Raw genomic sequence first — 24,176 nt, 5'->3', positions numbered from 1 at the left:
GTGCGACCTCGCGTGGGGCGAACTGGACGCGCGGTGCGGGCGGGCACCGTGCCTCCCGTCCGGCGTAGGTCGCGATCCGGGTGCTGGCGAGATCGCACTTTCGGCGGTTCTGCGGGCGTGTGGGCGGCACTTCGTGCGATCTCAGCGGACGTGAGCGGCGTGTTGTGCGACCGCGGGCGCCGCCGCGCGGCGCGTCAGTCGGCGTCGGGGGCGAGCCAGATCGCGGACGCCGCCGCTGCCGGCAGGTCCACGAGGGACTCCTCGCCCGACGGACCCCGGCGCGACACCGCGATCACGCCCGCGTAGTCCCGCACCTGCTCCACCCGCAGGTGCGTCCCGAGCCCGACCCCGAGCTCGTCGAAGTACCGCAGCAACGAGGGGTCGTCGTCGGAGACACGGTCGACGGTGCCGCACGCGCCGGGCTCGACGCGTGCGAGCAGGGTCCCGGGGGAGTCCGGCACGGTGCCGTCCGCACGCGGGATCGGGTCGCCGTGCGGGTCGTGCGTCGGGTGCCCGAGGTCGGCGTCGACCCGGTCGAGGAACGTCTCCGACACCGCGTGCTCGAGCGACTCGGCCTCGGTGTGGACCTCGTCCCACGAGTACCCGAGACGCTGCACGAGGAACGTCTCGATCAGCCGGTGCCGCCGCACCATCGCCACCGCGACCTGCTGCCCGAGCGGGGTGAGCACGACGCCGTAGTACGGGGTGTGCTCGATGAGGCCGTCCCGGTCGAGCTTCCGGAGGTTGCCCGACACCGTCGACGCCGAGACCTTGAGCGTCGCGGCGATGTCCCGCGTCGCGAGTCCGGGGCCGCCGCGCTCGCTCGCCTTCCAGACGAGCTTGACGTAGTCCTCCGCCATGGTGGACAGGGAGGGCAGGCGCATGCCCCAATGGTACAAACAGCGGGTGACCACAGCCGCCCCCGCCCGTCGCCGCCGTTGGCCGGTCCCGCCGTCGTTGCTGGTGGGGCTCGCGCCCCTCGTGGTGTTCGCCGCGATCAGTGCGTGGCGCGCGCGTCCGAGCGACGACTACCCGACGCTCGGGCAGACGGTCGACAGCGTCGTCCGGTCGCTCGTCCTCCCGGAGGGCATCGCCGCCGTCGCCCTCTGCCTGGTCGTCACGGGGCTCGGCTGGTGGCGGATCGCCACGGTCGACCCGACCCGGACGAGGTTGCGGTGGACCTGGCTCGCTCCTGCTCTCATCGCGGTGGTCTGCCTGGTGCGGCTGCCCCTGGTCGACTGGTCCGCGCTGCCGGGGCACTACTTCCTGCTGCTGGCCGTGGGCGTGGTGTTCGTCGGCGTGTTCGAGGAGCTGATGACCCGCGGCGTGCTGCTCGTGGGGCTCCGCCGGCGGCTGCCCGAGTTCGGCGTGTGGATCGCGTCGTGCGTGCTGTTCGGCCTGCTGCACCTGCTCAACGCGCTCGCCGGGGCCGGTCTCGGTGCGACGCTCGTGCAGGTCGTGTTCGCGGCGTCCTTCGGCTCGACGCTGTACGTCGCGCGCCGGCTGACCGGGAACCTCCTCCTGCCCGTGCTGCTGCACGCGTTCTGGGACTTCGGGTCGATCGCGCTCTCGGCGACGAGCGACGTCCACGACCCGTCCACGCTCGTGCTCGTCGGTGTCGTCGGGCTGTTCTCGTTCGCGGTGCTCGCGTTCGGGATCGTCGCCGGCGGGGTGATCGCGTGGCGGGACGACCGGCCGCGCCGCCTGCGGCGCCGGTGGCGGACGGTACCGCCCATGGCGGCGTACGCGGTGCTGGGGGACGAGCCGCGCCTCCAGTCCGTCAGATGGTGACCGCCCACCGACTGGAGGCACGGGGCTGCGAGTGCGCACAGGCTGCGGCCCGGTTCACCTCGGCTTGGTGAACCGTTCCCCACTCGGCAACCACCCGTCCTTAGCGTTCGGCGCATGCACAGATCAGCACTCCGCGGGGTGACCGTCGCCGCCGTCGCGACCGCCCTCGTCGTGGGCTCGCCCCTCGTCGCCACCGCGGCGGGGTACCCGAGCGACACCGCCAAGCCCGACCTCGTCTCGCTGCTGAGCGGGTACGACCAGTACTGGACGTCGAGCGGGACGAACGACCTGCACGGCACCGTCCTCGACGCCGGGACGCTCGCGAAGAACGACGAGCTGACCTCGTGGATCAACCAGCACGCCACGACGGCGCAGCAGCGCAAGGCGCTGCAGGACTCCGAGTACCAGAACGCCACGAACACCGCCTACGACCAGTCGATGACGGTGTCGCAGGGCCTCGGTCCGGCGCTCGAGAAGATCTACGTCGAGGGCCGGAACTCCGGGAAGCTGCCGCTCACCTCGGCGCTCGTGAACTCGTCGAACGGCACCAGCGGCGCCTACGTCAGCACCGGCGACGCGAAGGCGCACTACAGCTACCCCCGGCCGTACCTGCCGGGGACCACCACCGCCACGCTGCCCGCCACCGACGACCAGACCGGCTGCGCCCCGTCGAAGGTGAACGCGTCGTCGCTCGCCGCGAACCGCGCCGGCAAGGCCTGGGCGTCGGCCGACGGGACGCTCGACATCACCCGCGTGCCGGTCGCGACCGACACCACGCACGAGTTCTCCCCGAACGACGTCGTCCTCGACCCCGGGTACGGCACCGTCGGCATCTGCACGGGCGGCTCGTTCCCGAGCGGCCACACCACCACGGCGTACCAGGCGGGCATCACCCTCGCGACGCTCGTGCCCGAGCTGGCGCCGGAGCTCCTCGCCCGCGCCTCGGAGGCCGGCAACGACCGCATCGTCCTCGGCGTGCACTACCCGCTCGACATCATGGGTGGGCGCATCGACGGCGAGGCAGCGCTCGCCGCCCGCTGGTCGGACACCCGGTACCGCACCGACGTCCTCGAGCCCGCACGGAAGGAACTCGTCTCCTACCTGGAGGCACAGTGCGGCGACACCCTCGCGAACTGCATCGCCCACTCGAAGGCCTACTCGGACGACCCGTACGGCGGCGCCGCGATCCCCGGTGGCACCGCCCAGGTCGTCACCGACCGCGCCTCGGCCGCCGCGGTGTACCGCGAGCGGATGACCTACGGCTTCGCGGCGACCGGCACCACCGGGCTCGCCCCCTCGGTGCCGACCGGTGCGTCGAACCTGCTCCTCACGGCGTTCCCGACCCTCACCGACGCGCAGCGCACCTCGGTCCTCGCGCAGACCGAGATCGCGTCCGGGTTCCCGCTCGACCAGTCCGGGACGGCCGCGGGCTCGTGGGAGCGCCTCGACCTCGCCGCCGCGACGAGCGCCACGGTCGCGGTCTCCGCCGACGGCACCGCGAAGGTCCTCGCCACCGGCGGCACCGCACGCGTCGTGACCGGTGTGCTGACGGCCCCGAAGGGCACCTCGGTGACCGCCGGCGGTTCGCTCGCCCTCGCCGGCACCGGCTTCACGGCGGGCGCGTCGCTGCGGGTCGTGCTGCACTCCGACCCGGTCACGGTGGGCACGCTCACCGTCGCCGCGGACGGCACCGTTTCGGGCAGCGTGACGATCCCGGCGGGCACCGCCACGGGAGCGCACACGATCGACGTGGTCGACGCGTCGGGTGCCTCGGCGCTCGTCGCACCGCTCGCGATCACGGTGACCCCCGCCGCTGCCGGCACGGGCACCGGTGGCGGGACCGGGACCGCGGTCGTCGACCCGGGCACCGGCGTCCACCTGCCGGTCGTCTCCGGCTGACCCGGGCCGATCCGCCCCACCCCGACCGGTCGGCGCCCGCGCGCCGACCGGTCTCCCCTTCCAGGAGTCCCCATGCGCAAGCGCACCCTCTGGGCCGGTGTGGCCGTGGCCGGCGCGGTCGTCCTCGCCGGAGCCGTCGTGGTCCCGCTCGTCGTCGGTCCACCCTCGGCCGTCTCGGCGGCACCCGGACACACCGCGCCGCCCGCGACGACGTCGGCGTCGACGGTGCCCGCCGTGCCGCACGTCGACGCCGCGGCGCTCGCCGCGCTGCCGGAGGCGCAGTACTCGGCCGTCATCGGCGGGCTGATGCCCTTCGACCGGACGGTCACCTCGGACACCGTCTTCCAGCTCCGCGCCGACGCTCCCCTGTTCGGGGCCGCGCGGACCACACCCGTCGCCCGGTTCGCCGCCTCGGACTTCCTCCGGCAGCCCACCACGGTCGTCGGACTCGAGCGCGACGGGGACTGGGAGCGCGTCCTCACCCCGGCGCGCCGACAACTGCCCTCGGCCGCCGGGGGATCCGCTGCGGCACAGACCTCGGCGTGGGTGCCGGTGGCGCTGCTCCGGGAGGTGTCGACGCCGACCTCCCGCGTCGTCATCTCGACGAAGGACCAGACCGTGTCGATCGTCTCCTTGGACGGTGCGACGGTCCAGCGGTTCCGCGCCGGGGTCGGCACGGCGGACACCCCGACGCCGACCGGGGTCACCGGGTACCTGGAGCAGCGGTACGTCGACCCGGCGCAGGGCACCGGCGACCACCCGATCCAGCTGACGTCCCTGCACTCGAGCGCTGCCGACGAACCGTACGGCGGGCACGACGGCGGGCTGATCGGTCTGCACTGGAACGCGACGACCTCGGGTGCGGTGTCGCACGGGTGCGTGCGGCTCGACGCCGGGGCGGTGGCAGCGGTGAACGCCCTGCCGCTCGGGACCCTCGTGACGGTGGAGTAGCGGTCGGGCGGCGGCTGCTGCGCCGCGGTCCCGGTCGCGCGGTCGCGCGGTTCGGCTCGCTGCCGCACAACCGAAGTGGCCCGGAACCGCGGGTTCGCGCGGCGCGAGGCCACTTTGGTTGTGCGCCGCGCCGCTCAGCCGACAGCGCCGCCGATGACCGCCGTGTCGGCGGGTCAGGGCTTGCGGCCGACGGCGAAGACCCGACGGAACGGGTACACCGTGCCGTGTGGTCCCATCGGGTACGCCCCGCGCAGGGCCGCGGCGTAGCGGGCCTCGTACGCGGCCGTCAGTTCGCCGGACGGGTCCGCAGCATCGAGCGCCTGCAGTGCCGGCCGGAGTCCGGTCCCACGTACCCACGCCAACACCGGGTCCTCGCCGGGCAGGAGCTGCGCGTACGTGGTCTCCCACGCGCGGGCCTCGTACCCGGCGTCGAGCATGATGCCGAGGTAGCCCGCCGGGTCGAGCACCGGGTCCGCGCGGAGCACCCCGTCGAGCGCGGACGCCCACGGGCCGTCGGCGGCGATCGACCGCATGAGGGCGTGCGACGGCGACCCGAAGTTGCCCGGCACCTGCATCGCGAACCACGACCCTGACGGCATCGCGTCGAGCCACCGGGGCAGCAGGGACACGTGCGTCGGCACCCACTGCAGCGCCGCGTTCGTCACGACGACGTCGTCCGTGGGGCCGGGCGTCCAGTCCTCGATCGAGCCCAGCTCGAACGACAACCCCGGGCGGACCGGTGCCGACTCCAACATCTCCGCCGAGCTGTCCAGCCCGACCACCGACGCGGAGGGCCACCGCGCTGCCAACGTGGCCGTGAGGGTCCCGGGACCGCAGCCGAGGTCGACGACGCGACGGGGCGCCTCCAGGCCGACCTGGGCGACCAGGTCGTGGAACGGCCGCGACCGCTCGTCACCGAAGGCCGCGTAGCGGGCCGGGTCCCACCGCACGGCTACATCTCGACTTCGATCGGCTCCGTGCGGACGAGTTCGTGCACGCCAGAGATGACCTCGCTCGGGCGGAACGGGTAGCGGTCGATCTCGGCCTGGTCGCTGATGCCGGTCATGACGAGGACCGTGTGGAGCCCTGCCTCGATGCCGGCCTGCACGTCGGTGTCCATGCGGTCGCCGATCATGCCGGTGTTCTCGGAGTGCGCACCGATCCGGTTCATCGCCGAGCGGAACATCATCGGGTTCGGCTTGCCGACCACGTACGGCTGCTTGCCGGTGGCCTTCTCGATCATCGCGGCGATGGCACCGGTCGCCGGGAGGACGCCCTCGGCGCTCGGGCCGGTCGCGTCCGGGTTGGTGACGATGAAGCGGGCGCCGTCGCGGATGAGGCGGACGGCCTTGGTGATCGCCTCGAACGAGTAGTTCCGGGTCTCACCGACGACCACGTAGTCGGGTGCGGTCTCGGTCATGATGAAGCCGGCCTCGTGCAGCGCGGTGGTCATGCCGGCCTCGCCGATCACGAACGCGGAGCCGCCGGGCATCTGGGACTTGCAGAAGTCCGCCGTGGCGAGGGCGCTCGTCCAGATGCGCTCCTCCGGTACCTCGAGCCCGGACCAGCGGAGCCGAGCGCTGAGGTCCCGCGGGGTGAAGATCGAGTTGTTCGTCAGGACGAGGAACTCCGTGCCCTCGTCGAGCCACTGCTGGATCAGCTCGGGCGCCCCGGGGAGCGCCTGGTTCTCGTGCACGAGCACGCCGTCCATGTCGGTCAGCCAGCACTCGACCTCGTCGCGGGTTGCCATGCCCCTCACCCTAGTGCGCGCCCGTGACGGCCCGGCTCGGTGCCGGCTCCGAGAAGGCCGGGAGGCACGGATCGGCTCTTGCGTGCCGGTCGCGGACCCGAGATGGTCGAGACACCGAACGCCGGTCGGCTTTGCCCTAGGCTTTTCGGGACACGTACCGAATCAAGGAGACCCGAAGTGCTCGTCGAACCCGGAACCCCGACCGTCACACCCCGGCCCACCGCGGCGCCGGAGCAGGCCGAGGTGACCCCGCGACGACGCCGTGGCCGGCCGAACGTGCTCAGCCGCGAGCAGGTGATCGACGCCGCCACGGCCATCGCGAACGAGGACGGTCTCGATCGGCTGTCGTTCCGGGCACTCGGCGTCCGGCTGGGCGTCGCACCGATGACCGTGCACCGCACCATCGGCGGCCTCGACGACCTGCACGCCGAACTCGTGCGCCGCACCGTCGACGAGTTCACCGCGACGTTCGTGTGGCCGGACGAGTGGCACGCCGTGGTGCGGGTCTTCGCGACGACCTTCCGCGACCTCATGCTGACCCACCCCCTCGTGCTCGAGTCGCACAGTCGTCGGGGTGCCCTGGTGTCGACCGAGTCCGATGCCGTCGTGGCGAAGGTCGTCGGGGCGCTCCGGTCCGCCGGGCTGCCCGACGCCGAGGCGATGTACGCCTTCTTCGTCGTGTACGACTTCGTGGTCGGGCACACCGGTGTGCAGGTCGGCCGGGGCTCGGCGGAGGCCGGGCGTCCGGAGCGGCACGCGCTCGTGGGGGAGCTCCTCGGTGAGCACTCGTACGACGCCCGCTTCGACCTCGGGCTCGACGTGCTCATCGCGGGGATCGAGTCCCGCATCCGCTGAGGGGTCCCGCCGACCCTCGCACGAGATACCGCCGACCCTCGCACGGTGCGAGGTCCCGCCGACGCCGCGTGGTTCGGTGCGAGGTCTCCCGCAGTGTGCGAGGGTCGCGGCCCCGCACCGTGCACGGAACCTCGCACGCTGCGGCCCTGGGGGTCGCACGGTGCGAGGGGTGCGCGCGGCCGGGGTGACCGACGCCGGACGGGGCGCGTGGCGGGCGGGACGTACGCTGGGGACGTGACCCAGCGCCTCCCGTCCGGTCCCGGCGACGCGCCGGAGCCGCAGCCCACGCACGAGGCGACCACCCACGGGGTGGGTCCGCACCCCGAGCCGTGGCCGGACGACCCGCGGCTCGACCCTGAGCTGCTGGCGAACGGGGACACCCGCAACGTCGTCGACCGGTTCCGGTACTGGTCGATGGACGCCATCGTGGCCGAGCTCGACACACACCGGCACGCGTTCGACGTGGCGATCGAGAACTGGCAGCACGACCTCAACATCGGTTCCATCGTCCGGAGTGCCAACGCGTTCCTCGCGGGGACGGTGCACGTCATCGGGCGCCGACGGTGGAACAAGCGCGGCGCGATGGTCACCGACCGGTACCAGCACGTGCGGTACCACCCGGACGTGTCGTCGTTCCTCGAGGCCATGCGTGCTGATCGTCGCCCGGTGATCGCGATCGACAACACCCCCGGGGCGTCGCGCATCGAGACGGCACCGATCCCGGAGCGGTGCGTGTTCCTGTTCGGGCAGGAGGGCCCCGGCCTCACCGAGGAAGCCGTGGCGGGTGCCGACGGACACCTCGAGATCACGCAGTTCGGGTCGACGCGGAGCATCAACGCCTCGGCCGCCGCGGCGATCGTGATGCACAGCTGGGTCGTCCAGCACGCCGAGCTGCCCTGACCCATCGGGCGTGGGGTGTCTCGCACGGGCCAGACACCGCGGCGTCGGCGAGACGCCGCCTTCCGCCCGAGACACCGCCGGAACCGGCGGTGTCTCGGACGTCCGGCGGTGTCTCGGCGTCGGGGAGGCGTGTCAGCTGCGTGAGACACCGTCCGCGGCGCGCCCGGGCTGTCCCCCGAACGGGGTGAACCGCAGGGTGAAAATCACTCGTTTGGACAACGACTGTCCACAACACGACAGATGATCGACTGGACGACCTGTGAGGCGGTCGCCGCATCCCTGATCCCACCCGGCAGCGTGGACCCGACCACTCCCAAGGGTCTCTTCGTCGTGCCCGGAAGGTCACTGCTTGCTGCTCGCACCCCGTCCCCGCCACCGCGCGGAGACCATCGCCCGTCCCCGTTGGTTCCGTGGGATCGCGATGGCGCTCGCCGTGCTCATCCCCACCGCCGGCGTCGCGCTCGGCACCGAGGGTGTCGCACAGGCCGCCGTCGTGCAGTGGGGCACCGGGGCGGACCAGTCGCCGAACTACCAGGCGACCGTCAACGGCGACTTCACCATGACCGGCAACGGTGTGCTCGCCTGCACCGGCTCCGCGCTCACCGCGACGAACACCAGCGGCAGCTGCACGGACCTGCACGCGAACAACCCCGGCACCGGTGTCTCCACGTCGTACAACGACTACTTCAAGATGGTGAACTCGAACACCGTCTCGGGCTTCACCACGAATTCGTCGACCGGCGCGCTGACGATCCCGGCCGGTGCGACCGTGGCCAAGGCGTACCTCGACTGGAGCGCCAACACGGGCGTCTTCACGGGTGCCGGCAACGTGACCTGCTCGGGCAACTCGGCGAACGGCTCGCAGTGGTACGCCACCCGGCCGGACGCCGCCTCGGGCTACCGGACCCAGGGCGTGCAGTTCAAGGTCGGCTCCGGCGCGATCCAGACCGTCGCCCCGCAGGCCCTTCTCGAGGACCCGGCGTCGCAGGCGAGTGCGCTGTACTACTCGGCCTCGGCCGACGTCACCAGCGCGTTCGCGAACGCCACCACCGGGTCGGCGCTGAACATCAGCGCCGGCAACATCTGGGCCGCGGTCGGTGCCGGCTGCTACGCGGGCTGGTCGCTCACGGTCGTCTACGACTACGGCAAGTACATCCCCGGCAACGCCGCGAGTGCCCCGCACCGGGTCATCTACTACCAGGGCCACGTGCGCGAGGCCGCCTCGGACAGCCCGCTCACCGTCAACTTCACCGGGTTCTCGGCACTGCAGGCCGGCGTGAAGTTCGGCTACACCCTGTACGAGGGCGACCGTGGCATCACCGGCGACTACATGCGGTACACCCCGCAGGGCGGCAGTCCGACCGAGGTGCTCAACACGAAGAACGCCTCCGGCAACATCGGTGTCGGACAGGCGGACGGCTCGGTGCGGTACACGCAGACCAGCGACACGTCGACGTTCACGAACCAGAGCGTCGACGTGCACACCCAGACGCTCAGCGGCGTCGACAAGGGCGACACCTCGATGACGCTCACCGTCGGCACGAGCGGTGACTCCTATTTGCTGCAGAACGCCGTGCTGTCCGTGCCGACGGCCGCGCTCAGCGTCGTGAAGACCCTGGACGGCTCGGTGAACGACCAGTACCGCACCGCGACCGAGAACACGGCGTTCACGATCACCGTGACGAACAACGGGTCGGTGTCGCTGTCGAACATCCAGCTGACGTTCCCGGACACCGAGACCTGCACGCCGTCGACGACGATCGCCGGGCCGCTCGCCTCCGGGGCGACCGCGACCGTCCGGTGCACGGGTCCGCCGCCCACCGCCGCGTCCACCACGAGCTCGGTCACCGCGACCGCCCAGGTCACGAGTGACACCACCATCACCGTCGCCGACACCGGCTCGACGAACACGTACCTGTCGTCGCTCGCCCTCACGAAGACCTCCGCCCTCGCCTCCGGTGCCACCGGCAAGGCGGGCGACACCGTGAACTACACGTTCACCGCCACGAACAACGGCACCGCCCCACTCACCGGCGTCGCGATCACCGACCCGCTGTCCGGGCTCTCCGCGCTCACCTACGGCACCTGGCCGTCCGGTACGAGCGGCACCCTCCAGCCCGGCCAGGCCGTCACCGCGACCGCCACCTACACGCTGACGCAGACCGACGTCGACGCCGGGTCCGTCGCGAACACCGCCACCGTCACCGGCACCGACCCGGACGGCGGGCCGAAGCCCACCGCGACCGCGTCCCGCACCCAGCCACTGACGGCCGCGAACGCCCTCACGCTGACGAAGGCCGGCGCCCTCGCCTCCGGGAGCACCGGACGGGTCGGCGACACCGTGAACTGGACCTTCCGCCTGACGAACTCCGGCGCGCAGACCATCACCGGTGCCGCGATCACCGACCAGCTCGCCGGCGTCTCGGCCATCACCTACGGCACCTGGCCGTCGGGCACCACCGGCCGGCTCACCCCCGGGCAGACCGTCACCGCGACCGCCACCTCGACGCTCACCCAGGCGCAGGTCGACGCCGGCACGCTGACGAACACCGCCACGGCCGCCGGACGGAGTGCGACCGGCAGCACCGTCACGGCACCCACCGCCACGGCCACCGTCGCGGTCCCCGCCGCGAACGCGCTCGTCCTGACCAAGAGCGGCGCCGTCGCCGCCGGATCGACGGGCAGGGCCGGCGACACCGTGAACTGGTCGTTCACCCTGCGCAACGCCGGCAACCAGACCGTGACCTCCGCGTCGATCACCGACCGGCTCACCGGTGTCTCGGCGCTCACCTACGGCACCTGGCCGTCCGGCACGAGCGGCACGCTCGCGCCGGGGCAGACCGTGACCGCCACCGCGACGTACGCGCTCACGCAGACCGACGTCGACGCGGGCAGCGTCGTGAACACCGCCGGGGCCGCAGCACGGGGCGCCACCGGCGGCACCGTCACCGCGCCGGACGCGACGGCGACCGTGGCGGTGACCGATGCCTCCAGTCTGACCATCGTCAAGGACGGGACCCTGGCGTCCGGCGCGACCGGGCGGGCCGGGGACACCGTCAACTGGACCTTCACCGTGACGAACGCGGGCAACCGCACCCTCACGGGCGTGACCATCGCCGACCCGCTCGCCGGGATCTCGACGATCACGTACGGGACGTGGGCCTCCGGCACGACCGGCAAGCTGGCGCCGGGCCAGTCCGTCACCGCGACCGCCACCTCGACGCTCACGCAGGCGCAGGTGAACGCCGGGTCGATCACGAACACCGCGACCGCGACCGGCACGAACCCGTCCGGCACCGCCGTGACGAGCGGGCAGACCTCGAAGACCGTCAACATCGCTGCCGCGCAGAAGATCGCCCTCGAGAAGACCGGTGCGCTCGCGACCGGAGCCACCGGCAAGGTCGGCGACACCGTGAACTGGCAGTTCAGCGCCACGAACACCGGCAACACCACGCTGTACGGCGTCGCGATCGCCGACGGGCTGAGCGGGATCTCCGCGCTGACGTACAGCTGGCCGGGGACCACCGGGCAGCTCGACCCGAACCAGACCGTCACCGCGACGGCCACGTCCACACTCACCCAGGCCGACGTCGACGCCGGCAGCGTGGTGAACACGGCGACCGGTGCGGGCAACACCCGTGCCGACGGCTCCGGTCAGCCCGCGTCGTCGACGGCCTCCGCCACGGTCGCGGTGTCCCGCGCACCCGGCATCGCGATCGCCAAGACCGGCGCGCTGGCGTCCGGGGCGACCGGCGCCGTCGGGGACACCGTGACCTACACGTTCACGGTCCGGAACGCCGGCAACACCACCCTCACCGGCGTGACCGTCGCCGACCCGCTCACCGGGCTGTCGACGATCACGTACGCGTGGCCGGGCACCGCCGGGCGCCTCACCCCCGGGCAGAGCGCCACCGCGACGGCGACCTACAAGCTGACCCAGAAGGACGTCGACGCCGGGTACGTCCAGAACACCGCGACGGCGACCGGCACCGCGCCGAACGGCACCACCGCGACGAACGCCGCCACCGCACGGACGACCGTGCCCGCGGCGCCGGGGATCGCCGTGTCGAAGACCGGCGCGCTCGCGTCGGGCGCGACCGGTCGCGCCGGCGACACCGTGAACTACACGTTCACCGCGCGGAACACCGGCAACCAGACCCTCACCGCCGTGAGCATCGGCGACGCGCTCACCGGCGTCTCCACGCCGGTGTACGGCACGTGGCCGTCCGGCACCGCGGCCACCCTCGCTCCGGGCCAGTCCGTCACGGCCACCGCGACGTACACGCTCACCCAGGCCGACGTCGACGCCGGCAGCGTGGTGAACACGGCGCGCGCGACCGCGACCACGCCCACGCAGGGGTCGGTCTCGGCGACCAGTCCGAACACCCTGCCCGTGCCGTCGTCCGGGGCCCTGACGTTCACGAAGACGGGTGCCGTGGCCGGGTCCGGTTCGCCGGCGGCCGGCGGCACCGTGAACTGGACGTTCAGCGCCCGGAACACCGGCAACGTCACGCTCACGGGCGTCGCGATCACCGACCAGCTCGCGGGCCTGTCGGCGATCACGTACTCGTGGCCGGGGACGACGGGCCGCCTGGCGCCGGGGCAGACCGTCACGGCCGCCGCGACCTCGACCCTGACACAGGCGCAGATCGACGCCGGCACCGTCCGGAACACCGCGACCATCGCGGGCACCACGCCGGGCAACACCCTGGTGTCGCAGGCGACCGCGGCGTCGGTGTCCGTCGACCGGACCGTCGCGATCAGCGTCGCGAAGTCCGGCGCGCTCGACGCCGGGTCGACCGGCACCGCGGGCGACCGCACCACCTGGACCCTGCGCATCACGAACACCGGCACCACCACCCTGACCTCGGTCGGGGCGACGGACTCGCTCGCCGGACTCTCCGGGCTGACGTACTCGTGGCCGGGGACCGCCGGCACGCTCGCCCCGGGCCAGAGCGCGACCGCGACGGCGACCGGCACCGTGTCGCAGACCGACCTCGACGCCGGATCGGTGACGAACACCGCGACGGCGACCGGTTCCGGGCCGTCCGGCACGTCGACCGCAACGGCGCAGGGCTCCGGCACGATCCCGCTCACCGGGTCGCCGGCACTCGGGTTCACCAAGTCGGTCACCACGGGCACCGGGTACACCGGCCGCGCGGGCGACACCCTGACCTACGCGTTCCGGGCCACGAACTCCGGCAACCAGACCCTCACCGGCGTCACGATCACCGACCCGCACACCGGGCTCGGGACGCTGACGTACACGTGGCCGGGTGCCGCCGGACGCCTCGCACCGGGACAGTCCGTGACGGCGACCGCGTCGTACACGGTGACCCAGGCCGACGTCGACGCCGGCGCGGTGGCGAACCGTGCGACCGTGTCCGGCATCACGCCGCAGGGGACCGCTGTGTCCACCCCGGCCACCGCCACGCAGACGATCGCGCCGGCACCGGGCATCGCCGTGTCGAAGAGCGCCGTCGTCGGCGGGACCGGCGCCGCGGGCGACACGGTCACGTACCGCTTCGACGTCGCGAACACCGGCACCACCACGCTCACGGGCGTCGGCGTGAGCGACCAGCTCGCCGGGCTGTCCGGGATCTCCTTCGGCACGTGGCCGTCCGGCACCACCGGCACCCTCGCGCCGGGGCAGACCGTCCGCGGGACGGCGACCTACGCCGTCACCCAGTCGGACGTCGACGCGGGCAGCATCGTGAACACCGCGACCTCGACGGCCACCACCCCGACCGGCGGCACCGTCCGGGCGACCGGCGCGGCCACGGTCACCCCGGCCTCCGGCGCACCGGCGATCTCCCTCGCGAAGACCGAGCGCCTCGCCACGAGTGCCACCGGCGTCGCGGGTGACACCGTCCGGCTCGGGTACACGATCACGAACAGCGGCAACCAGACCCTGACGAACGTGACGCTCACCGACGAGCAGTCCGGGCACTCCGCGTTCACCTACGGCACGTGGCCGTCCGGCACCGCGGGGACCCTCGGCGTCGGGCAGTCCGTCACCGTCACCGCGACCTACACGCTCACCCAGGCGGACGTCGACCGTGGAACCGTCTCGAGCGACGCCGCGACCACGGGCGTCTCCCCAGGCGGGACCACCGTGCGCGCGACCGACACCGGCTCGGTGGGCACGAAGCGCACCCCGGCGGTCTCGCTCACCGAGACCGGGTCCGTCACGAGCGGTTCCGGCGGCGTCGGCTCCGTCGTCACGTGGACGTACCAGGCGACGAACACCGGCACCGTCACGCTGACGATCCCCGAGGTCGTGCACGCCCTCGGCGGGACGGTGACGTACGCGTGGCCGAACGCGCCGAACTCCCTCGCGCCCGGCCAGACCGTCACCGCGACCACCACCTCCACCGTCACCCAGGCCGACGTCGACGCCGGCGCCCTGGTCGACACCTCCTCGGTCACCGGCACCGCACCGACCGGCACCGACCCGGCCACCGTGTCCGCCACCGCGGCCGCGACCGTCCCGACCTCGAGCGCAGCACCGGGGCTCGCCGTCACGAAGGCCGAGACCTTCGACGCCGACGGCTCGACGACCCGCGCAGCGACCGCGGGCGACCAGGTCGACATGCGCTACGTCGTCACGAACACCGGCAACGTGACGCTCACCGTCGTCGGCGTGCAGGACGCCCAGCGCGGCATCTCGAGCGTCGTCTTCGCCGACGGCGACACCACCATCACGCTCGCCCCCGGCCGCTCGGCGACCGCCACCGCGACGTACACGCTCAGCCAGTCCGACGTCGACGCGGGCGGCATCCGCTCCGCGGCGACCGCGTTCGGCACCACCCCGGCCGGCACCCGCGTCACCGCGACCGCGACCGACGGCGTCACCATCACGCCGACCCCGGCCGTGACGCTGACGAAGACCGCTCGGTACGGCCAGTCCGCCGACGGCGCCGTGCAGAGCGGCCGGGTCGGCGACACCGTCGTGTTCTCGTTCCTCGCGACGAACACCGGTTCCGTGACCCTGAGCGGCCTCGCCCTCCGCGACCAGCTCATCGGGCTCGGTGCCTCGACCCCCGTCGCCGACGCGGCGGCCGCCGGGCAGCTCCGCGACCTCGAGTGGTCCGGCGGCACGGCCGGGTCCCTCGCTCCGGGCGAGCGACTCCGGGCGACCGCGTCGTACACCGTGACGCAGGCCGACGTCGACGCCGGCGCGATCACGAACACCGCGACCGTCACCGGCACGACGCCCGCCGGTGCCACGACGAGCCGCGACGCGACGGTCACGATCGCCACCGACGCCGACAACACCGCGGCGATCGGCATCGTGAAGGACGCGTCCGTCCGGGACACCGGCAGCGCGCCCCGGCCGGGTGACCCGGTCGACCTCCGGTACACGGTCACGAACACGGGTGACTACACGCTGACCGGCGTGGGCATCACCGACGCCGGAGCCTCCTCCGGCCTGACGTACGGCACCTGGCCGTCCGGGACCACCGGCACGCTCACCCCGGGCCAGACCGTCACCGCCACCGCCGTGCACACGCTGACCCAGGCGGACATCGACGCCGGGTACGTCACCAGCCCGGCGACGACCCGCGGCACCCCGTCCAACGGCGGCGCGGCCGTCACGGCGACGAGCTACCGGACCGTCCCGGTCACACAGGTGAACACGTTCGACTTCACGAAGTCCGGTGTGCCCGCGGGCAGCAGCGCCGGCGTCGGCGACGACCTCCGGTTCACCCTCACCGCGCGGAACACCGGCAACACCACGCTCGACCTGCTGCAGATGACCGACCAGCTGCAGGGCGTCGGGGTGCTGTCGTACACGTGGCCGGACCCGTCCCGCCCCGGCGTGGTCGCACCCGGCGAGGTCGCGACGGCGACGGCGGCGTACACGATCAGCCAGGCGGACGTGGACGCCGGCAGCGTCGTGAACACCGCGAACGCCGTCGCCAGCCCGCCGGCCGGAGCCGCGATCACGAAGACCGCCACGAGCACCACCGCGGTCGACGCGAGCGCCCCGACGATCACGCTCGACAAGACCGAGGCCGTCGCCGACGGCGCCGCCGGTGTCGCCGGTGACACCGTGCGCTTCGGGTACACGATCACGAACACCGGGACGACCACGCTGACGGGCGTCGGGCTGACCGACGAGCAGCAGGGGCTGTCCGGCATCGCGTTCGGCGCCTGGCCCTCCGGGACCACCGGCACGCTCGCCCCCGGCCAGTCGGTCACCGCCACGGCGAGCTACCGGCTCACCCAGGCGGACGTCGACCGCGCCGCGGCGGACACCGACGGCCACGTCGCCCTGTCCAGCGGCGCCACCACCACCGCGACCGACCGGCGCAGCGGCGCGGCGGTCTCGGCGACCGACGACGGCAGCGTCGTGCTCGACCCGACCTCGACCGTGTCGACGCGCAAGACGGCCGCGGTCGTCGGCGCAGGCGACATCGGTGCCGTGCGCGTCGGCGACGTCGTCCGGTACACCGTGACCGCGACGAACACCGGGCAGACGACCCTCACCGGCGTGACGGTCGACGACCCGCTCTCCGGGCTCGGCACCCCCACCACGACGTGGCCGAACGCCACCGCGGGCAGGCTGTCGCCCGGCCAAGCGGTCGTCGTCACGGCGGACCGCACCGTCACGCAGGACGACGTGGACGCCGGGTCGATCGCGAACACCGCGACCACGACGGGCACCACACCGGCCGGCACGACCGTGTCCGGTTCGGGGACGCGCACCGTCGTCACGACGACCGGAGCGCCCGGCATCGGGATCCAGAAGACCGAGACGAACCGGGGAGCGGGCGCCGCCGGCGACACCGTCGACCTCACGTTCACGGTCACGAACACCGGCGACGTCACGCTCACCGGGGTGGGGGTCACCGACTCGCAGCAGGGCCTGTCCGCCGTCCGGTTCGACGCCTGGCCCGGCGGCACCGCCGGACGCCTGGCACCGGGTCAGTCCGTCGTCGCGCACGCCACGTACACGCTCACGCAGCAGGACGTCGACCGCGGCGGCGTCGCGAGCACCGCGACGACCACCGGCACCCCGCCGCGCGGCGCCGACGTCGCGGCGTCCGACGACGGCGGCGTGACCGTCGCGCCGCGCGGCACCCTGTCGATCGACAAGACCGGCAGCCTCGGCGGCTCGACCGGGGCCGTCGGTGACACCGTCCGCTACACGTTCCGCGTCGCCAACACCGGCAACGTCACCGTCACCGCGGTCGCCGTCTCCGACGTCCTCGCCGGGGTGTCCGACGTCGAGGTCGCCGACTGGCCGGCCGCCGCCGGACGCCTGGCCCCCGGGCAGGGCGTCACCGGCTCGGCGACGTACCGCGTCACCCAGGCCGACGTCGACGCCGGCAGCGTGCTGAACGACGCCACCGTCACCGGCAGCACGCCGACGGGCGACTCCGTCACGGCGTCCGACGCCGCGACCGTCGCGCTCGCCACGGCCGTGCCCGGCATCCGGCTCGACAAGACGGAGCAGCTCACCGGCGGCGCGACCGGGGTCGCCGGCGACACCGTGCGGTTCGGGTACACGATCACGAACACCGGCACGGCGACGCTGTCCGCCGTCGAGCTCGCGGACGCGCAGGTAGGGCTGTCGGACATCGCGTTCGGCACCTGGCCGACCGCCGTCGGCACCCTGGCACCCGGCCAGTCGGTCACGGCCACGGCGTCGTACACACTGACGCAGGCGGACGTGGACCGCGGCAGCGTCGCGAGCACCGCGACCACCACGGGCACCGGTCCGACCGGCACCCGCGTCGGCGACACCGCGCAGGGTTCGGTCGCGCTGACCGCAGCGGCGGGCGTCGGCGTCACGAAGCGCGCCGCGTACGTCGACGGCGGCACCGGCCGCGTCGGCGACACCGTCCGCTACACCTTCACGGTCACGAACACCGGCCAGGTCACGCTCGGCTCGGCCCGTGTGACGGACCGCCTCGCCGGACTCGGCACGATCACGGTGGCGGCCGGCCCGAACGGCGACGGCTCCCTCGCACCGGGCCAGGCCCTCACCGCGACGGCCGGCTACACGGTCACACAGGCCGACGTCGACGCGGGCGCGATCGTCAACCAGGCGACCGTCACGGCGACGCCGGCCCGCGGTGCGGACGTCACGGCGTCCGACAGCGCCACGATCAGGACGAACGACGGCGCCCCCGCGATCGCGCTGACGAAGACCGAGCAGCTCGCCGCGACCGGCACGCCGGCCGTCGGTGACACGGTCCGGCTCGGCTACACGATCACGAACACGGGGAACCAGACGCTCCGGGGCGTCGTGGTCGCCGATGCCCAGACCGGCACGAGCGCCGTCACGTACGGCACGTGGCCGGGCACCGCTGGCACGCTCGCTCCCGGGCAGTCCGTCACGGCCACCGCGACGTACGCGCTCACCCAGGCGGACCTCGACGCTGGTCGCGTCGCGAGTGCCGCGACCGCCACCGGCACGGCACCGACGGGAGGCACGGTGCGCGCCACCGACACCGCCGGCGTCGACCTCGCCCAGGCTCCGGAGCTCACCCTGCTCAAGCAGGGTCGGCTCGCGCCCGGTGCGACCGGCTCCGCGGGCGAGGGCATCCGCTACACCTTCACCGCCACGAACACCGGCAACGTCACCGTCACGCTGCTCGACCTGATCGACCGCATGCCCGGCCTCAGCGACCCGACCGTCGACGAGTGGCCGGGCGCGGTCGGCGTCCTCGCCCCGGGCCAGACCGTGACCGCCTCGGCGACGTACACGATCACGCAGTCGGACGTCGACGCCGGCGCCGTCACCAACACCGCGACCGTCGTGGGGCGTGCACCAGACGGCTCCGACGTGACCGGGACCGACGGCACCACCGTCGAGACCGCCGCGTCCGGCCCGCGCATCGGCGTGGTGAAGACCGCGGTGCTCGCGAGCGGTTCCACCGGTGTCGCCGGCGACCGCGTCGAGTACACCTACGCGATCACGAACACCGGCAACGTCACCCTGACCGGCGTCACCGCCCGAGACGACCAGACCGACGTGTCCGCCGTCGTGTACGGCACCTGGCCGGGCACCGCCGGGCGCCTCGCACCGGGTGAGACCGTCACCGCGACGGCGTCCCACGTGCTCACCCAGGCCGAGGTCGACCGGGGCACGCTGACGAGCACCGTCACGGCCGCGGGGAACGCCCCCGGCGGCACCGGGGTGAGCGACGCCGACACCCGCTCGGTGACCGTCGCGCCGTCGCCCTCGATCACGCTGTCGAAGACGGCCGCGTACACCGACGGGGGCACCGGACGTGTCGGCGACACCGTGCGCTACACGTTCCGCGCGCAGAACACCGGCACCGTCACCCTCACCGGGACCACGGCGTCCGACCGGCTCGCCGGGCTCTCCGCGATCGACGCCGACTGGCCGGGCACGGCGGGCACGCTCGCGCCCGGTGCCGTCGTCACCGCGACGGCGACGTACACGGTGACCCAGGCCGACGTCGACGCCGGCAGCATCGTCAACCAGGCGACGGTCGTCGGCAACCCGCCGACCGGGGCACCGGTGACCGCGACCGACGGCGCGACGATACGCACCGCGGATCCGTCCGACGCGATCGCGCTCGTGAAGGACGAGCGCGTGACCTCGGGCACGGGCGTCGCGGGCGACACCGTCACGCTGACGTTCACCGTCTCGAACCCCGGCAACCGCACGCTCACCGGCGTCACGCTCGACGACGACCAGGCGCGCCTCGGCACCGTCACCTACGGCACCTGGCCGGGCAGTGTCGGCACCCTCGCGCCCGGGCAGTCCGTCACCGCGACCGCCACGTACACGCTGACCCAGGCGGACGTCGACCGCGGATCGATCGCCAGCACCGCGACGACGACCGCGACCGTCCCCTCGGGCGAGGTCGTCACCGCCACGGCCGACGGGGGCGTGGACACCGTCCGGACCGGCTCGTGGACGTTCGACAAGACCGGCGTGCTGGCCGACGGCGACCGGGGCGACCTGGGCGACCGCATCGACTGGACCTACCGGGTGACGAACACCGGCACCGTCACGCTCACCGACGTCTCGGTCGCGGACGCCCTGCCAGGGGTCTCCGCACCCGTCGTGGGGACCTGGCCGAACGGCACCGCCGGGCAGCTCCTGCCCGGGCAGTCGGTGACCGCCACGGCACGCTCGACCGTCGCGCAGTCGGACGTCGACGCCGGCAGCGTCGTGAACACCGCGACCGCCGACGCCACCGTGCCGACCGGTGCGACCGACCCCGGTCCGCAGCGGGACAGTGCGACGGTCGGACTGCGTGCCTCGACCCAGCAGGTCGCCGTCACGAAGACCGCGAGCCTCGCCGACGGCGCGACCGGGAGGGCCGGCGACACGGTCGACTTCGGCTACGTCGTGACGAACACCGGCACGTCGACCCTCCGCGGTGTGACGCTCGCCGACGCGCAGACCGGCACGTCCGCGATCACGATCGCCTGGCCGGGGACCACCGGGGTGCTCGCACCAGGGGAGTCCGCACGCGCCTCCGCGGCCTACGTGCTCACGCAGGCCGACGTCGACAGGGGGACCCAGGCCTCCCGGGTCACCGCGACCGGCACCGCACCCGGTGGCGCGACCGTCGACGCAGCCGACACGGCCACGGTCACCATCACCGCCCGACCGGCTGTCGACCTGACGGAGGAGGGTGCGCTCGCACCCGGCGCGACCGGCGCCGTCGGCGACACCGTGCAGTGGACGTACACCGTGACGAACTCCGGCACCGTGTCGCTCGGTGCGACCGCGATCGCCCAGCAGCTCCCGGGCAGCGGCGACGTGACGTTCGGCACCTGGCCGGGCACCCCCGGCGTGCTCGCCCCCGGGCAGACCGTCACCGCGACGGCGACCTCGACGATCACGCAGGCGCAGTTCGACGCCGGGAGGGTGACCAACCCGGCCACCGCGTCCGGCACGGCTCCGGACGGTGCCGTCGTCACAGCCGACGCCTCCGCGACGGTCGGGACCGGCCCCGCCGACGCCCGGATCGGGATCACGAAGACCGCAGCGCTGCCGGACGGCGACACCGCCCCGCGGGCCGGGGACGTCGTGACGTACACCTACCGGGTGACGAACAGCGGCACCTCGACGCTCTCGGGCGTCGGAGTCGCAGACGCGCAGGACGGCGTGGGCACCGTGTCGTACGACTGGCCCGGGACCGCCGGTGTGCTCGCTCCGGGGCAGGTCGTCACCGCGACCGCGACGTACGCGCTGACCCAGGCGGACGTCGACCGCGGGAGCATCGCCAGCGCCGCGACCGCGACCGGCACCCCGCCGACCGGCACCGACGTCACGGCCAGCGCGGGCGCGACGCTCGTGCTGCCCGGCGCCCCGGAGCTCACCGTCACCAAGGACGGTGCGCTCGCGGACGGCGCGGCGGGCTCCGTCGGCGACACCGTCGACTACCGCGTGACGATCCGGAACACCGGCACCACCACCCTGCGCGACGTCGCCGCGAGCGACCCGCTGCCGGGCCTCGGCGCGCTGACGTTCCCCGCCGCCTTCGACGGCACGCTCGCCCCCGGGGCCGACGTCGTCGCCACCGCCGCGTACACGGTCACGCAGGACGACGTCGACGCCGGCAGCGTCGTGAACACCGCGACGGCGACCGCCAACCCGCCGACGGGCGGCCCGGTCTCGGCCGAGGGCAGCGCCACCGTGACCCTCGCCGCAGCGGACGCCGGCATCGACATCGTGAAGACGCAGCGCCTCGCCGACGGCGCCACCGGGCGTGCGGGTGACCAGGTCACGTACACGTTCACGATCACGAACACCGCGGCCGCGACGCTCCGCGGGATCACAGTCGCGGACGGGCAGCCCGGCCTCGGCGCGATCTCGATCGACTGGCCGGCCGCGTCCGGGGTCCTCCGGCCCGGCCAGACCGCCACGGGCACGGCGACCTACACGCTGACCCAGCAGGACGTCGACCGCGGTTCGGTCTCGAGCACGGCGACCACCACCGGCACGACCCCGGCCGGGGCGACCGTGCGGGCCTCGGACGACGGGTCGACGACCATCACGGGGACCCCCGGGCTGACCGTCACGAAGTCCGGCGCACCCGCGTCCGGCACGACCGCGGGACGTGGCACCGAGCTCCGCTGGACGATCGACGTCCGGAACAGCGGCACGGTCACGTTGACCGGGGTCGCGGTGACCGACGACCTCGCGGGCTTCCGGACCACCGGCACCGCGTGGCCGGGTGTCGAAGGCACCCTCGCACCGGGCGAGACCGCACGGGTCACGGGCACGAGCACCGTCGGACAGGCGGACGTCGACGCGGGCGGGGTCGTGAACACGGCACGCGCGACCGGCACGGCACCGGACGGTGTCGTGGTGGACGGCGGCGGCGCCGCGACGGTCCCGACGGACACCGCACCCGCGGGGATCTCGATCGTGAAGACGGCGTCCCTGGCGCCGGGAGCGACCGGCGCCGTGGGCGACACCGTCCGGTACCACTACGTCGTCACGAACGGCGGCGACACGACCCTGCGCGGCGTCACCGTGCGCGACGCCGGAGCGGGGGTCTCCGCGATGACCTACGCCTGGCCGGGCGAACCCGGCGTGCTCCTGCCGGGGGAGACCGTCGAGGTCGACGCGACCGTCGTGGTCACCCAGGCGGACGTGGACGCCGGATCGCTGTCCTCGCCGGCGACCGTCGTCGGCACCGCACCGGACGGCACCACCGTCACCGACACGTCGGAGGCCGGGGTCTCCCTGCCGAACGCACCGCACCTGACACTCGACAAGCGCGGGGTGCTCGCGGCCGGGGCGACCGGTGCCGTCGGGGACCGCGTCGACTACACGTTCACCGTGACGAACGACGGCTCCGCGCCGATCACGGACGTGACGCTCGACGACGGCCTCGCCGGGCTCACCGACGTCAGCTGGACCTGGCCGGGCACCGCCGGCACGCTCGCCCCTGGTGAGCAGGCGACCGGCACGGCGAGCTACCGCATCACCCAGGCGGACGTCGACGCCGGCGGCGTGGTGAACACCGCGACCGTCGGTGGCACCGGACCGGGCGGCACCGACGTCACGAGCGGCGCGTCCTCGGCGACCGCACCGGTCGCGGGCCGCGGTTCGTTGACGATCGACAAGACCGTGCAGTACGCCCCCGGGACCGACGGCGCCGTGGGCCAGCAGTTGCAGTACGGCTTCACGCTCGTCAACACCGGCACCGTCACCCTGCGCGGCGTGCACGTCGAGGACCGGCTCGCCGGGCTCTCCGACGTCACCTACGGCCAGTGGCCCGGCGCCGCGGGCGTCCTCGCCCCCGGACAGCGGGTGACGGCGACCGCCACCTACGTGGTCGGTCAGGCCGACGGCGCTTCCGGTAGCGTCGAGAACAGCGCGACGGCGATCGGGACGCCGCAGCCCGGGACCCTGCCCGGAGACGGCCCGGTCACGTCAGCGCCCGACACCGTCCGGATCGCGGTCCACCCGGCCGCGGGGGTCCCTGCCCTCGCGTTCACCGGGTCCGACCCCGTGCCGGCAATCGCCGTGGCCGCACTCCTCGTGGCACTCGGCATCGCAACGGCGGCCATCGGGAGCCGCCGTCGCACCAGGAAGGAACACCGATGACCCTGCGCCCCACGCGCTCCCTGTCCGTCCGACTCCTGGCACTCGCCGGGGTCGCCGCGCTCGGCGTCGGACTCGCCGGCTGCTCGGGCGGTGACAGCCCCGACGGGAAGGCCTCGGCGTCGTCCTCCGCGGCGGCCACCGAGCGTCCGGCGATCACCGACGTGCAGACACCGGCCGGCGGCACCGGGGCCTTCGTCGGCGCGAAGTCGGACGTGCAGGTCACCTCGTGCAAGCGCTCCGGGTCGTCGTGGGCCGTGGCGGGGACGGTCAAGAACCCGGAGAAGACCGGTCAGGGCTACCGCATCTACGTCTCGCTGCTCAAGGGGGCGTCGGACACCCGCGCCGTCAAGGAGGTCGACGTCGCCTCCGTCGGCGCCGGGGCCTCGGCGGACTGGGACACCACGATCGACACCTCGGAGAGCGGTCTCTCCTGCGTGCTGCGCGTGGAGCGCTTCGCGGCCTGACGGCCAC

Annotated in this window: 10 protein-coding genes; 7 read left to right on the top strand and 3 right to left on the bottom strand. The window is 73.7% G+C overall.

What is annotated here, in order from left to right:
• Window positions 1-194 precede the first annotated feature (194 nt).
• On the bottom strand, window positions 195-884 hold the full coding sequence (locus CRP27_RS12650; RefSeq protein WP_097180970.1) for a metal-dependent transcriptional regulator: 690 nt from the start codon (window positions 882-884) through the stop codon (window positions 195-197).
• A 22-nt stretch (window positions 885-906) separates the two neighbouring features.
• Here CRP27_RS12650 and CRP27_RS12645 point away from each other — a divergent pair, with 22 nt between their 5' ends.
• The 3 genes from CRP27_RS12645 to CRP27_RS12635 all read left to right on the top strand — a co-directional run bounded on the left by CRP27_RS12645 (window position 907) and on the right by CRP27_RS12635 (window position 4,641).
• Window positions 907-1,791 carry a CPBP family intramembrane glutamic endopeptidase gene (locus CRP27_RS12645; protein ID WP_176505586.1) on the top strand — a complete coding sequence of 295 codons (885 nt, stop codon included), beginning with the start codon at window positions 907-909 and terminating at the stop codon, window positions 1,789-1,791.
• Between the two features lie 114 nt (window positions 1,792-1,905).
• The gene (locus tag CRP27_RS12640) at window positions 1,906-3,690 is read left to right on the top strand and encodes a phosphatase PAP2 family protein (RefSeq protein ID WP_097180968.1); all 1,785 of its coding nucleotides are present in this window, start codon (window positions 1,906-1,908) and stop codon (window positions 3,688-3,690) included.
• A gap of 72 nt (window positions 3,691-3,762) precedes the next feature.
• Window positions 3,763-4,641, top strand: coding sequence for a L,D-transpeptidase (locus CRP27_RS12635; RefSeq protein ID WP_097180967.1), 879 nt, complete (start codon window positions 3,763-3,765; stop codon window positions 4,639-4,641).
• 173 nt (window positions 4,642-4,814) lie between these two features.
• Here the strand turns inward: CRP27_RS12635 and CRP27_RS12630 are convergent, their stop codons facing one another.
• A complete protein-coding gene (locus tag CRP27_RS12630) occupies window positions 4,815-5,591 on the bottom strand; it encodes a trans-aconitate 2-methyltransferase (protein ID WP_097180966.1) in 777 nt (258 codons plus the stop codon).
• A gap of 2 nt (window positions 5,592-5,593) precedes the next feature.
• Window positions 5,594-6,391: an HAD-IIA family hydrolase gene (locus CRP27_RS12625; RefSeq protein ID WP_097180965.1), complete on the bottom strand. Its 798-nt coding sequence runs from the start codon at window positions 6,389-6,391 to the stop codon at window positions 5,594-5,596.
• Window positions 6,392-6,568: 177 nt separating this feature from the next.
• Here CRP27_RS12625 and CRP27_RS12620 point away from each other — a divergent pair, with 177 nt between their 5' ends.
• The 4 genes from CRP27_RS12620 to CRP27_RS12605 all read left to right on the top strand — a co-directional run bounded on the left by CRP27_RS12620 (window position 6,569) and on the right by CRP27_RS12605 (window position 24,169).
• Window positions 6,569-7,246 carry a TetR/AcrR family transcriptional regulator C-terminal domain-containing protein gene (locus CRP27_RS12620; protein ID WP_176505585.1) on the top strand — a complete coding sequence of 226 codons (678 nt, stop codon included), beginning with the start codon at window positions 6,569-6,571 and terminating at the stop codon, window positions 7,244-7,246.
• Window positions 7,247-7,480: 234 nt separating this feature from the next.
• The gene (locus CRP27_RS12615) at window positions 7,481-8,146 is read left to right on the top strand and encodes a TrmH family RNA methyltransferase (protein ID WP_097181075.1); all 666 of its coding nucleotides are present in this window, start codon (window positions 7,481-7,483) and stop codon (window positions 8,144-8,146) included.
• 349 nt (window positions 8,147-8,495) lie between these two features.
• Complete coding sequence (locus CRP27_RS12610) at window positions 8,496-23,705, top strand: CARDB domain-containing protein (RefSeq protein WP_097180963.1); 15,210 nt, start codon at window positions 8,496-8,498, stop codon at window positions 23,703-23,705.
• Complete coding sequence (locus CRP27_RS12605; RefSeq protein WP_097180962.1) at window positions 23,702-24,169, top strand: hypothetical protein; 468 nt, start codon at window positions 23,702-23,704, stop codon at window positions 24,167-24,169. Before CRP27_RS12610 ends, CRP27_RS12605 begins: the two co-directional genes overlap by 4 nt.
• The last annotated feature ends 7 nt before the right edge of the window (window positions 24,170-24,176 follow it).

This window comes from Curtobacterium sp. 314Chir4.1, assembly GCF_900215175.1.
GTDB classification, from domain to species: Bacteria; Actinomycetota; Actinomycetes; order Actinomycetales; family Microbacteriaceae; genus Curtobacterium; species Curtobacterium pusillum_A.
This window is presented reverse-complemented; position numbering and strand designations above follow the sequence as displayed.